General features: G+C 53.3%; 11 protein-coding genes. 5 read left to right on the forward strand and 6 right to left on the reverse strand.

Features of this window, described 5'->3' with window-relative positions:
* Nucleotides 1-6 precede the first annotated feature (6 nt).
* Nucleotides 7-1,872, reverse strand: coding sequence for a PTS beta-glucoside transporter subunit IIABC (gene bglF / locus J9788_RS17750; RefSeq protein ID WP_182265634.1), 1,866 nt, complete (start codon nucleotides 1,870-1,872; stop codon nucleotides 7-9).
* 659 nt (nucleotides 1,873-2,531) lie between these two features.
* Between bglF and J9788_RS17755 the strand changes: the two genes are divergently transcribed.
* Nucleotides 2,532-3,281: an NAD(P)-dependent oxidoreductase gene (locus J9788_RS17755; RefSeq protein ID WP_046898808.1), complete on the forward strand. Its 750-nt coding sequence runs from the start codon at nucleotides 2,532-2,534 to the stop codon at nucleotides 3,279-3,281.
* On the opposite strand, the gene J9788_RS17760 is transcribed toward J9788_RS17755, so the two are convergent.
* Nucleotides 3,259-3,717, reverse strand: coding sequence for a bifunctional diaminohydroxyphosphoribosylaminopyrimidine deaminase/5-amino-6-(5-phosphoribosylamino)uracil reductase RibD (locus J9788_RS17760; protein WP_072056096.1), 459 nt, complete (start codon nucleotides 3,715-3,717; stop codon nucleotides 3,259-3,261). The genes J9788_RS17755 and J9788_RS17760 overlap by 23 nt on opposite strands.
* Before the next feature lie 387 nt (nucleotides 3,718-4,104).
* Here J9788_RS17760 and J9788_RS17765 point away from each other — a divergent pair, with 387 nt between their 5' ends.
* Nucleotides 4,105-4,806: a LuxR family transcriptional regulator gene (locus tag J9788_RS17765; RefSeq protein ID WP_046898806.1), complete on the forward strand. Its 702-nt coding sequence runs from the start codon at nucleotides 4,105-4,107 to the stop codon at nucleotides 4,804-4,806.
* A gap of 20 nt (nucleotides 4,807-4,826) precedes the next feature.
* Here J9788_RS17765 and J9788_RS17770 read toward each other — a convergent pair whose 3' ends face one another.
* From J9788_RS17770 to ribA, 3 genes are read right to left on the reverse strand one after another with little or no spacing between them, the layout of a single operon-like run.
* Nucleotides 4,827-5,807: an SUMF1/EgtB/PvdO family nonheme iron enzyme gene (locus J9788_RS17770; RefSeq protein WP_182265633.1), complete on the reverse strand. Its 981-nt coding sequence runs from the start codon at nucleotides 5,805-5,807 to the stop codon at nucleotides 4,827-4,829.
* On the reverse strand, nucleotides 5,800-7,515 hold the full coding sequence (locus J9788_RS17775) for a WD40 repeat domain-containing protein (protein WP_046898804.1): 1,716 nt from the start codon (nucleotides 7,513-7,515) through the stop codon (nucleotides 5,800-5,802). Before J9788_RS17775 ends, J9788_RS17770 begins: the two co-directional genes overlap by 8 nt.
* Nucleotides 7,516-7,533: 18 nt before the next feature.
* Nucleotides 7,534-8,157: a GTP cyclohydrolase II RibA gene (ribA, locus tag J9788_RS17780; protein WP_182265632.1), complete on the reverse strand. Its 624-nt coding sequence runs from the start codon at nucleotides 8,155-8,157 to the stop codon at nucleotides 7,534-7,536.
* Between the two features lie 489 nt (nucleotides 8,158-8,646).
* Between ribA and J9788_RS17785 the strand changes: the two genes are divergently transcribed.
* Genes J9788_RS17785 through J9788_RS17795 form a run of 3 tightly spaced genes read left to right on the forward strand, consistent with a single transcriptional unit; the run spans nucleotide 8,647 to nucleotide 12,247 of the window.
* The gene (locus J9788_RS17785) at nucleotides 8,647-10,446 is read left to right on the forward strand and encodes a WD40 repeat domain-containing protein (protein WP_152665263.1); all 1,800 of its coding nucleotides are present in this window, start codon (nucleotides 8,647-8,649) and stop codon (nucleotides 10,444-10,446) included.
* 5 nt (nucleotides 10,447-10,451) lie between these two features.
* Entirely contained in the window at nucleotides 10,452-11,648 is a 1,197-nt protein-coding gene (locus J9788_RS17790) for an MFS transporter (RefSeq protein WP_046898801.1), read from the forward strand.
* A complete protein-coding gene (locus tag J9788_RS17795) occupies nucleotides 11,648-12,247 on the forward strand; it encodes an NADPH-dependent FMN reductase (protein ID WP_046898800.1) in 600 nt (199 codons plus the stop codon). The genes J9788_RS17790 and J9788_RS17795 overlap by 1 nt, the downstream gene beginning before the upstream one ends.
* Nucleotides 12,248-12,335: 88 nt before the next feature.
* Here the strand turns inward: J9788_RS17795 and J9788_RS17800 are convergent, their stop codons facing one another.
* Nucleotides 12,336-13,502 (reverse strand): MFS transporter, encoded by a 1,167-nt coding sequence (locus J9788_RS17800; RefSeq protein WP_182265631.1) that lies wholly within the window; start codon nucleotides 13,500-13,502, stop codon nucleotides 12,336-12,338.

The raw sequence follows: 13,502 nt of genomic DNA on the forward strand, positions 1-13,502 counted from the left end.
CCTCAATTAACGTAATAAAGTCAGCAGCGGCGCCTGTTCCTGCACCGGAGACAGGCCGCTGGTCAACACGTCCACGTAGTCATCGCTGTTGCTGATGATGATCGGCGTGGTGGTGTCATAGCCGGCGGCATGGATCGCCGCCTGGTCGAACTCGATCAGCAGATCGCCCGGCGCAATCCGCTCGCCTTCCCGCACGTGGGCGGTGAAATGCGTCCCGTCGAGCTTCACGGTATCGATGCCGACGTGGATGAGAATCTCCGCGCCGTCGTCCGATTCGATGCCGATGGCGTGTTTGGTTTTGAACAGCGACGCCACGCTGCCGCTCACCGGCGCCACCACCCGCCCCTGCTGCGGCGCGATCGCCACGCCTTTCCCCAGCAGGCCGCTGGCGAAGGTCGCGTCGTTCACCTGATCCAGCGGCACGATGTCGCCGGCGATCGGGCTGAGGATGGCCTGTTTGCGGTTAAGCGGCGCGGCGGCTTCAGGCTGCGCCGTCTCTTCCGCCGGCGCGACGCCGAACAGGTAGCTGGCCAGCGCGGCGAACACGAACGACAGCAGGGTGCCGCCGATCGCGCCCCACACCGTGGCGTCGATGCCGCCCTTGGGAATGATTTGCGCGAAGGTGAACACGTTCACCAGGCCGAACGAGTAGACCGAGGTATGGAAGTAACCGATCATCGCCCCACCCAGCGCGCCGCCGATGCAGCCGAAGATGAACGGACGCTTGTTCGGCAGGGTGACGCCGTACACCGCCGGTTCGGTGATGCCGAAAATCCCGGCGCCGATGGCCGAACCGGACAGCGCCCGCAGCTTGGCGTCGCGAGTGCGCAGCATCACGCCCAGCGTGGCGCCGACCTGCCCCATCACCGCCGGCAGCAGCAGCGGCACCATGGTGTCGCGCCCCAGCACGCTCAGGTTGTTGATCATCAACGGCACCAGCCCCCAATGCAGGCCGAAGATCACGCATACCTGCCACATCGCCCCCATGAAAGCGCCGGCGATGATCGGGTTGAAGGCGTAAATGGCCTGATAGCCGTTGGCCAGCAGATGGCTGAGCCAGGTCGCCGCCGGGCCGATCAGCAGGAAGGTCAAGGGCACGGTGATCGCCAGACACAGCAGCGGCGTGATGAAATTGCGCAGCGCACTGTGGATCACCCGGTTAAACAGCGGCTCCAGGCGACAGGACACCCAGGACGCAAAGATGATGGGGATCACCGACGAGCTGTAGTTGATGAAAGTCAGCGGAATGCCGAAGAAATATTCGCGCACCGCGCCCGGCTGTTGCGCCGCCTCGAACGCCGCCATCATCAGCGGATGCGTCAGCGCGCCGCCGATCGCCATGGTGACGAACGGGTTGCCGCCGAATTTTTTCCCGGCGGTGTAACCGAGCATGATCGGGAAGAAGTAGAACAACGCGTCGCTGGCGGCGAACAACATTTTGAAGGCGCCGCTGCTTTCCAGCAGCCAGCCGCAGGCCAGGCTCAGCGCCAGCAACCCCTTCAATACCCCCGAGGCAGCCATCACCCCGAGCAATGGGGTGAAGATGCCGGAAACCACGTCGATAAAGCGGCTGAGCAGATTGTCTTTTTTACCGTCCGCATCGCTGCCGTTCGACGCGCCTTCGGCTAACCCGCCGACCCGGTTGACCGCGTCGAATACCTCCGCCACGTGGTTCCCCACCACCACCTGAAACTGGCCGCCGCTTTCCACCACCATGATGACGCCCGGATTTTTCTTCAGCGCTGCCGCGTTGGCGCGGCGGTCGTCACGCAGCTTGAAACGCAGGCGGGTGGCGCAATGCACCAGGCTTTTCACATTGTCGCGGCCACCGACGTCGGCCAAAATCTCACTGGCTAATGTGTCATATTTCATACGGTTATCCTTAGACTTCACGTTCTGCCGATCCCGCCTTTGCGCTGGCCTGGCGCAGGAGCGAAATTCGGCGCAAAAAAAAACCTAAACCTCGCGGCCTCTGCCCCATCGGGGAACAGAAACGCGAGGTTTAGGTTTTGCCTGCCGCAGCAGTAACAACCCTAAATCGGTTGAGTTATAACCTTAACACCGTGAATTTTAGCGGAGCAAGGCTTTGCGACGGCAAATTGCCGAACTGTGATCGCAAAGGCAAAACGGCCTCAATGCGCGAAATAATGCATGCCGCCCTCTACCGGGATCACTGCGCCGATGATATATCGCGCGAGCGATAGAGAGGGATTAGAGGGTATCGCCCGGCTTTACGCCAAAAAACATAAGATTAACTAACCTAATAATTCACTATCAAGCTAAAGCGAAACACGTATTTTCCAGCGGCCAATCGGCTTTTCTGGCAATATTCGCAGCCATTAAGGCAAATACATCGCCAAATCTCATCGAATATTGTTAGCACCCCACGATATTCACCCGCGCAAAAATCACCGTGCGCAATTGAATACGGCGAATAAACATCAGAATAACTAATTAAAACAACTAGACAAAAATCACACGGGGGATTATTACTGGTCAACGCTTAATCGAGAGTAGGGATGACAGTCACCATGGTGTTGCGTACTGATGTAGGACGGATTTTGATTACCGGCGCCGGCGGCCGAGTCGCCACCGCGTTTCGCCAGGCAGTGGGCGATCGCTATGCATTGCGGCTGGCGGAACGAGATCTCGCTCTGTTGCGCGATCGCCGGCCCGGCGATGAGGTCATCAGCTTCAACATCGCCGATCTCGACGCCTGCCGTGAGGCCTGCGCCAATATTGACACCGTGTTGCACCTGGCCGCCGATCCGGCTCCCGACGCCGACTTCTGCGGCTCATTGATGGACAACAACATCCTCGGCACCTTCAATATCTTCCGCGCGGCGAAAGACGCCGGATGCCGGCGGGTGGTGTTCGCCAGCAGCGCGCAGGCGGTGGAAGGCTATCCGCTCGATTATCAAATCCGCCCGGATGACGCACCGAAGCCGAAAAATCTGTACGGCGCCAGCAAGGCGTTCGGCGAAGGCATCGCGGCCTATTTTGCCTATCAGGAAGGGCTTTCCGCCCTGTCGGTGCGCATCGCCAACTTCACCACCCTAAGCCCGGGTGATCGGCTCAGCGCCCGCGATATGAGCGCGTTTCTCAGCCATCGCGACGCCACCGACCTGCTGGAGCGTTGCATTCGTGTCGAAGGGGTGCAATATGCAGTGGTGCACGGGGTTTCCAATAACCGCTATACGCGTTTATCGCTGGAAGAGACCCGCCGCCTGCTCGGCTACGCCCCGCAGGACGATGCGTTCAGCCTGCTCGGTTTCGACTGAACGGTTCCGGCTCATGATACAAATAAGGGGATAGCCACGCGGCAATGGGCTCGGCGAGGAGCCCCAACTCCACCGGGATCCCCGCCTGTTCTAATAGAGCGATCCCGGCACCACGATTGCGCGGATGTGGATCGAGAATGCCGACATAAACTTTACCGACGCGCCGCTCGACTATCGCCTGGGCACAAGACGGCGTACGCCCGTGAAATGAACAGGGCTCCAAAATAACGTACAGCTCATATTCTTCCAGCGTTCCCTCTACCTGCGACAGCACATCGGCTTCGGCATGAGAGTGCCCTGGGGCTCGGGTATACCCCTGTGTGACGATACGGTCTTGTTTAACCAAAATACTGCCAACGGGGGGGTTAGGCAGGCAATCGGGCAGGGCTTGCCGCGCACATCTCAATGCCTCTTGCATAATCCATGCTTTACTCATCGTGGTTCCCCTCTCTCATGTGGATGGCGATCGCTTCCACGCCGCTCCCCCCTACCGGCGCAGGAATGAACGTTTGCCCGCACGCGGTAATTCCCACGACACGCGCCGTCTATTTCCTCGGAAAAACACCCATACCCGGAATGTCGAGACTAAAAGGTAATGAATGCTGCTACTGAATGCCTAATGAACCGTGACATTAGTCACAAAAACGAATAACCATTCAGGACAGTTAAACTAAAAAAAAACCTATCAGCATGAAATATCATTAAAAAGTACCACCATAGACACACTGTCATATTTAACTTTTTATTAAATTATACTTTACATTTAAGCAACACTAATGTTAATGAATTGTTTGTTTTATTCTAAATAGAAGGAAGCCGACGAATGAAAGATACCTTTGATTCGTTAGATGAAAACAATAATGATATAAATCAATCAATTAAAAAATCAATCATCTCATGTGGTTTCACATTCTTTAGCATCACTATGTTTCTTTCCCGTTCACTGACCAAAACGGAACGCTTAGTGATTGAAAATTATCCTAAAGAATGGCGAATACATTATGATGAAAACAATTACCATGATTACGATCCCATCCTGGCTCATGCGAAAATATCCAGCACGCCAGTTCATTGGCATAAGCTGTTAAAAGATGCTCATCCTGATGGCAAAGCCGTATTGAAAAACGCATTGCGCTTTGGCATCGGGCCCGGTTTCAGCATCCCTTTTAGAGGGAAAAGCAGCACTTTGGGCATTGTCAGCATCAACGCGGTCGACGAAAATCCCAGCCATGACGACTATGCACGCTGCATCAAAGAGATCCTGGCGATAACACCCTACATCCATGAAAAAATGATGCAGTCTCTAGAGCAACAAACCATCAAGCTGACCAAGCGCGAGCAGGAATGCCTTTTCTGGGCTTGTGAAGGCAAAACCTCATGGGAAATCGCGCAAATCATCGGCTGTTCCGATCGCACCGTCGTCTTTCATCTGAACAACATTTCCGAAAAGTTCGGCACCCAGAATCGCTATCAAACCATCACGCATGCTTTGCTCTCCGGCGCAATCACGCCGCTGCTGTGCTGAAGCAGCGAGCGTACAAAAATTTAGGGCGTCTTGATATCTTCAGCCAATCGAAAGCCCATAACATAAATGGCTTTTGGATACGCCCCGTGTCGCCTGGTGCAGCGAGCCAAATCATGGTGTCGGGTGAAACTGCCGCCGCGAGCGACACGGTAAGGCGTTTGCTCATCCAACCGAAACAGATCGTCATCCACCACCTCGCCGCCGGGATACGGCAGATACGGCGTCGCGGTAAACTCTTCCACATTTCCCGCCATATCAGCCAAACCAAAGGCCGAATTTCCCTTAGGGAACATGCCGACGGGCGTGGTGGTCAGCAACCCCAGCTCCAACGTATTGGCACAATCGCGCCGGTAGCTTTCTCCCCAGGGAAATTCTCGCCGGACGCCACCGCTGGCGGCATACTCCCATTCCGCCTCCGTCGGCAAACGAAATGTGCGATTCGTTTTGGCGGAAAGCCAGCGGCAGTAGGCTTCACAATCCTCCAGCGCCAACGAATTCACCGGATGATTGGCGAGATGGGCGGGATATTTGCCGAACGGCCAGCTTTCGGGCAATCTTTCATAGCGGCTATCGAGCAGAAAATCGCGATATTCCTGATGCGTGACGCAATACTTCGCCAAGTTGAACCGTTTGATCCGGCAACGATATGCCGGCGCTTCCTTGGCAATCCACTCCCGTTTGACGCCCACCGCCGCATATTCTTGCCATATCTCATCGACTTGTTCCGCATCGCGCCCCAGCACCACGTCCGCTTCGCACAGCGCAATCATCGCGGGAGCCAGAGTGTTGATGCGCGGATCGCCGTGCAATGCCAGCAATGAACCGGCGGCATAACGCACCGTCAGTGGCCGGTGTTCGTCTTCAACGATGCCGGCCAGATCGCTGACGGCGCAGCGGGATAATGACGCCATCGCGCCATCAAGATTATCCAGCTCGGAAGCATAGAAAGATGGCTCCATCCCCATCGCTTCACGATCGGACAGTTGATTGATGTCACGCATAGGCCGCATGTTTCCCCCCTGTGCGGCTGAAAGCCTCCGCGTGGATGAAATGCAATTCACCCAGGTAACTGCCGGCGATGAAACGACCATTGGAGACGTCAAAAACAAGACAGGAAATACCGGCGGTGGAAACCTTCCTCATCATGACCCAGCGTTGCTGCGTGAGGTCGTACACAGCAGCGGTTCCCCGATAGTCGCCCGACATAATCAGATTGTATCCGGGCGCATAGCTGATGCATTTAATCGAGTTCTGGTGCGGTGAGTCGATAATCTGCTGCTCCCCCGTGAGGCTCCACAACCGCAATGTTTTGTCGCGGCTGATAGAGGCAAAACCGTTATCCAAGGCGACGCACCCATTCACAATCATGTCGTGTTCACCGACGAAGCGTAATGTCGGCTGGGCCAGTTCCGTTAAATCGTGTGCGGCCACGGTGTGATCCGCACAGGCGGTGAATAATATGGCACCATTGATCGCCATGCCTTTTATCGCGTTCTTATGCGCCTGGATATTTTTCTCCCAACTCACACATCCGTTATCATCTACGCGCAATAAAATCACCTCGCCGGTATAGGCACCCACCAAAACAAAGGTACCCTCAGGGTGTTTCAGCACCGTCTGGCAATTCAACGGGGAATGATGTTGATAGACGACTGCGCCGGTTTCGCCATTATAAACCGCGCCATCTTGCCCTCCTTGCAACACTACACCGCCCACTTGAATAATGAAGTTACATAGCGAGGGAAGCTGATTGATGACTTTACCGTTGCGCACCACCTTGCCGGCATCACCGGTAAAAATAATATCGTCGCCACAGGCATAAACGGCATTAATTCCGTGAGTGTCTTTAATTTCATTTTCCACCCACACCCGTTTATCTAAATCATAAGTGGCATATCTATCGCCAAAAGTGACAAACACCAAATAACGATCCCCAATGATGTCGCTGGAGCGCGGCCAGACTTGTGGCAGTATTTTGTCTTGGTGAACCAGGCTTAATCCGCCACGATCTAAATTCCAAATTCTGAAATACCGATCATAACTTAAGCTGATGACCGTGTTATTTTTAACAATCAGGCGTTTGACGCCTGATTGATGCGCATCCACTTGCGAAACCTGCCGCCCCTGCTCGTCGAACACAGTGATGCGACCTTCATCATCACCGGAAACCAGCAACCCTTCTTTCGTCAGGCACAGCGTATCCGTTTCCACCCCGACCATATCAATCATGGCGATTTGTTTCTGCTGAGAGAGGCTCCAATAACGAATCGTGCCGTCATCCCCGCTGGACACCAATACGTCCTCATCCTTCCATTCAACGGAAATGACATCGGCAGTGTGTCCCAAGAATTTGACCAACAACTTCCCGTGCAGATCAAAAACGCGAACGTGCCGATCGCGAGACGCCGTCGCTATCCAGGGCTGGGTCGGGTGAAAACTGATGCCCTCAACGTCATCGTCATGCCGCATGACCGCATAAAGTTGCAGATCCGGCACGCTCCACACACGCAGGCTGTAATCGCTGCTCGACGAGGCGACGAAACGGCCGTCAGGACTGAACGACACCTGATTGGCCAAATGGTCATGATAGCTGACAGAAAGAGGCAAATGCGTTTCCGCATCCCAGAGAATCACTTTATTGTCATAACCGGCAGTGGCAACATAAACGTTGTTTGTCGCTATACCGCTAATCGGACTGGTGTGATACATAGTCATCTCCTGGTTCTATTAGATAGAAACAACTTTCCCGAACGTATGTCTGGCGATATCCGCCTTTGCCTGTATGTATTTCTGGTTGTCGCGTCCCATAAAGCACGATGTGGAAACCACTTTTTCAACCACGATGCCTGAATCGGTTAGCGCCTGATGCTTATCGGGATTATTCGTCAGCAAAAATACCTTTTCTATTCCCACCGCCAACAGCATTTCAGGGACACAATGATATTCCCGCGCATCTTCAGGGAATCCCAAAAGCTTATTTGCCTGGAACGTATCATGCCCCTGGTCTTGCAAGGCATACGCATCAAGTTTGTTATACAGCCCGATACCTCGACCTTCCTGAGGCAAGTAAGCGATATATCCGCCATACTCCGTCATGATTTTTATCGATTCGTGTAATTGGTTGCCGCACTCACAACGCTTAGAACCGAAAACATCGCCAGTTAAACACTGGGAATGAATACGAAGATAGGGGGTCCCCTGCGATTGCGATGCAATTTCGCCACCTTCTTTATTCTGCTTTGGGATATGAATAAGAAGCGCCTCACAATCAATGTTATTGAAGCTATAAAACCATGACGTTATCTTATTGTCTGTGATAAAAATCTTTATCTTATTTCTGATTGTCAGCATAGCTACTCTCCTCAGAGATCATCGAAAAGAGAGTAAGTCAGCATGCTGGAATAAATAACTGTCAGTCTTGACAGGTGAGAGACCATAATAAAAAAATGGTATGAAACCGCCGCCAGACAGATATAAAAAACCATAAAACAAAAACAAATCAGAACATAGCACCAGAAAAAAGCGCGAAACAGATAACAATCGGCGAAAAAAGAGCAAAACACCGTCCTGTAAGATTCAACAGTTTTACATCCTCAAACACATCAAGCAATACTGATTGCAGCATGAAAGCTGTCATGCTAACTGCAAACCGACATAAACTTAGGAGATTCACATGAAAGTAATCAAAACTGCAACTGCAAATGCACCTAAGACTATCAGCGTTCAGAAAGCTATTCGTTCTGAGAAGTAATCGCTTTATTTTTTGTTAGTCATAAATGGTGAACAGGTGATCCTGCTCACCATTTATCAATATTGGCGCCGCTTACCAAAGGATGCGATATGTCTAAAGAGAACATTAATGCTTTCGCCTACGACCGGGAAATGAATATTGCTTTTGCCGGAACGAAAGGCGGCGAGATATTAATCATACCTGTAGATTCGTTCACGGTAAGCATGCGAAAAAAAATCCACTGGGGAACGATTGAAGCGATTGCCATTTCTCCGGAAAGGAAGTTATTGGCTTGTTTATCTGGCGACAGGAAAGTGTCCATCCTGCGCTACGATGCCGACCATCGCCTCGACATCGTTTCCCTGTTCTCGGTTCGCGACCTCGGGGCGGACGATTTCGGCATCTTCCATTCGACCTCTCAGGCGATCGCCATCCACCCGACCAAAGCGCAGATAGCCACGCGCAGCGGCAACAGCGCCGTTGTCGAACTGGACTTTATGGGAACGCAGCTTTCTCAAGTGCGCGTATGCGAAGAAGATATTGCAACGCTCTGCTATTCATCATCAGGCCACTATCTGCTGGCAGGCAGCACGGGCGGCACCATCGGCCTCATCGCTAACGGCGAGTTGCAAAACAGCATCAAACCCGAAGGGCTCACAGAAACCGTGCATTGGTTCGAACCGCTGGAGGACAACCGCTACATTGTCGCTTGCGACTCACGCCGCGTATTGGAATTGCAAATCGATGAGAACAGGCGACTGACCTATCGCAACGGCGAAATTTTCGCGCATGATGACATGGAGCATGTCACTCTCAACCACGACAAGAAAATTTGCCTGGCCAGCAGCTTTGACAGACGGATCTACCGCATTGATCTTGATTCGCTGAAAAGCACGGGAGTGGCGCTGACGGCGGCATTCAAGCTACGGTGGACAAAATTCGTTAAAAATAGCGATCGCATCGTCATTGTGCAAAATCGCGACGGCAGTTTACTCAAAAGCGATATCCTGACGGGGGAAACGTTGGCGATGGTGAAGAATACGCCAGACGCCATCTGGACAGCCTATCGCCGCCGAGACGAAATCATTTGCGCCGGCGAACGCGGCTATATGTACCGTATCCCGCTGCAAGAGGATGGCGCTGTTCTCGGTCTTCCAACCAAACACCCTTTAACGGATACGGACAGTGGATACATCAAACGCATTGTTCCTATGGAAGACGACGATTTTATCGCCGTGATGAGCCGTGGACGCATCATCGTCAAGCAAAACGGTGCCAGCATGACGCACGACTTGCCCACCGCCTTTCGCGACGTTTGTTACTGCCCGCAGCGCCAGTGTTGCTATCTGGCCAGCGAAGACGGCACCGTCTATCAATATCACCGCGGCCAGATCACCGCTCTTCACCAAGGGGACGAACCGATTTGGTCGCTGGGCGTCTCGCCGGATGGTGCGACGCTGGCTTTTGCTGAACGCCTGGGAAAAATCTATTTATATGATCTGGAACAGAACCAAGTCGTTGAAACCACCGACTGCCGATTGCCCAAACGCCTCAAGTGGTTCGATAACCGGACGCTCTATATTTCTTACAGTGGTTCTATCCATAAAATCTTCTTTGATGAACAGTGGCAACATCATGTTGAATTTATTCGCCCGAACGACAATACGGTAGAGGACTTCGTTTTCATTGACGACTATATCGTTTTCATCACATACAACCGAAGAATCTGGCTCTACGACCGTTTGTCCGCGACTCAGTTAGACAGCGTCTATAACAGCGAGGACTATATGAAAAACATTATACATATCAACGACAATATATTTGCGACTTTAGGGCGCTCAGGCTATCTTCAACAATACGAACTGCATAACGAGCAGATAAAACCCGGTGCACCGTTGAAAATGGCGTGATACTCATGAATTTGTCGCAAAACACTTGCCTGGCCTTATTGATAGCATCCAATTTCTTCTCCTCGGTCGCCGTCAGCATAGGGATGTATATCATCCCTTGGTATATCAGTAATGAAGGAGAGCAACCCAGACTGTTGGCGATGATGGCGACAATGTCCTCATTAACGCTGATCTTCGTCACGCCATGGATCGGCATGCTGGTCGACAAATTCAATAGAAAAAACCTGCTCACGGTGCTCAACGCCCTTATTTGCATCGCTTTCATTCTGGCTATTTTCAGCCGGTATTTTTCTTTCAGCATTATGCTGCCTTTAGTCATCACCTATTTTGTCGTTCAATTCTATTACGCTATTTTTTATATCGCTCGACAGGGGTTTATTAAAGATATTTTTAGCGGTGATTATCTGTCACGAACCAACTCTCTTCTTGAGATGGAATCGCAAGCATCGACGCTCATCTCTGCGCTTTTGGTCATCTCCGTGTCGTCCTATTTGAGCTATGACACTATTTTTGTGTTGTTGGTCGTGCTGATTGTCATTTCTCTGTTCATCTTGTTAGCCATCCCCTACCAGCGGCACTCCCCCGTAAGCACTCAGATGCCAAAAAGCTCGCTCATTCAGTTCCAGCCTGAAAATCGGAATGTCATTTTGTATCTTCTGATCGGCGCAGTACCCTTCGTCTGCATCATGGTGGTCAATGTGATTCAGGCCCCCTTTATGCATGAAGTTCTGCATGCCTCGATTGAGTCTTACGCTTCTTTCGGCATCATTTATGGCCTGGGCGCCATTTTAGTCAGCCTGCTGCTGGGTTGGTTGGCACCCAAATTCCCCGCGAGAAAATTGGTTCACCTTTTTACCGGTGGTTTCGCCTTAACGGTTCTGTTGATCGCCAGTTCCCCCACGTTGCCGGTGATTTTATGCGGGGCTTTCTTCCTCGGCTTATTCAACTCCGCATCACGTATTAGCAGCCAGAATGTCGTTCTTACCGAAATAGGCAGTGAAAAAATTGGGCGCGTTTTTTCGACCGGCCAGTTATTCACCTTGATCAACCGCGTGCTTGCGACGGGGCTGGTCGTCATCCTATTCCAGGAAAGTTACGAATATGCCTGGTCCTATGTGCTGATAATCAGCGCCATCGCCCCTGCCAGCTTAATGTTGTGGTCGTTTTATGCCAATCGGCCGCAGAAAATAAGGAGATCGTAATGAACATCGCTATCGTGACCGGCAGCCATCGCAAACAATCAAACTCCCGGAATGTGGCGAATTATATTGCCCGTCAGCTCCAGCAGAAGGATCACTTTGTCGATACGCTTGAATTAGCGGAAATCAATCTTCCCCTGTGGGATGAAGATATGGAAACGAATGAGCAGAAATGGTCGGTGCTTAAAACGTGCCATGAACGTTTGAGCAAAGCCGAGGCCCTGATTATCGTTACTCCAGAGTGGAACGGCATGGCACCGCCGATGCTGAAAAACTTCTTACTGCTCTGCGAAGCAGAATATGTCGGCCATAAACCGGCGCTGTTGGTCAGCGTGTCATCGGGCATGGGCGGCGCTTATCCGATCCATGAACTGCGGAGCAGTGGCTATAAAAACAACCATATTTGTTACCTCCCGGATCACATTATCGTGCGCTACGCCAACGATACGTTGAGAACCCCGCTGCCCGCTGACGACTATGAGCAGCTACTGCGGGCAAGGATCGACTATCAGCTGAACCTGTTGCTGCAGTATGGCGCGGCGTTGTCTCAAGTGCGCGCGTCCGGCGTCGTTGATTTTGAGCAATTCCGATACGGCATGTGACTATCCGCTGCGTGCAATGCCCGGCCTCCTCAACCAATACGCGCTCAAAAAGCGTGCGGTGGGTAAAACCCGCCGCACGCTGCCGTTTTTAACCGTTGGCGTAGGCCACCTTTTCGGCTCGGCGACTGGTGAACAATACCAACAGCAGCGCCAACCCGGCGATAATCGCCCCCATCACCGGCACGAAGCTGTAACCCAGACCGGCGGAGACCACCGCGCCACCGGCGGCGGCGCCCAGCGCATTGCCCAGGTTGAAGGCGCCGATATTGACCGATGACGACAGACCCGGCGCTTCGCTGGCCACGCGCATCACGCGCATCTGCAGCGGCGGCACCACCGCGAAGGTCGCCGCACCCCAAATCACCATGCTGACTGCGGCGCCGATTTCACTGCGCGCCAGGAACGGGATCACCAGCATAATGACCACCAGCAGCAGCAAGAACCCCTTCAGCGTCGCGCTCTCGGAGCGGTCGGCGAATTTGCCGCCCAGGTAATTGCCGATGGAGAAACCGACGCCGATCAACACCAGCATGACCGTCACGAACAGCGGCGTCGCATCGGTGATGTGCTGCAACACCGGCGAGATATAGGTATAGAGCGTGAACATCGCGCCCGCGCCCAGCACGGTCGTCAGCAAGGCGGACAGCACCTGCGGGCGCACCAACACCGACAGCTCGCGTTTCACATCAGGGCGCGCGCCGGCGCTGCCTTTCGGCAACGAGAACCACAGCCCCAGCATGGCGATCACGCCCAGCCCGGCCGTCGCCAGGAACGACATGCGCCAGCCGATGGTTTCACCCAGCCAGGTCGCAGCCGGCACCCCGCCGATATTGGCGATGGTCAGGCCCATAAACATGGTCGCCACGGCGCTGGCCTGTTTCTCCTTCGGCACCACGCTGGCGGCCACCACTGAACCGAGACCAAAGAACGCGCCGTGGTTCAGGCTGGTGATGATGCGCGACAGCATCAGGGTGGTGTAGTCAGGCGCAACCGCCGACAGCACATTACCCAGGGTAAAGATCGCCATCAGGAAGATCAACGCGCTTCTGCGCGCCCGGTGAGAAAGCAGCAACGTCATCAGCGGTGCGCCGACCATCACGCCAACGGCGTAGGCGCTGATCAACATGCCGGCCATCGGGATGGAGACGTCCACCCCTTTGGCGATCGTCGGCAGCAACCCCATCGGGGAAAACTCGGTCGTGCCGATGCCGAACGCCCCCACCGCCAGGGCTAATAAGGGATAGTTAATTTTCAT

The organism is Serratia sp. X10 (assembly GCF_017811775.1).
Classification (GTDB): domain Bacteria; phylum Pseudomonadota; class Gammaproteobacteria; order Enterobacterales; family Enterobacteriaceae; genus Serratia; species Serratia ureilytica.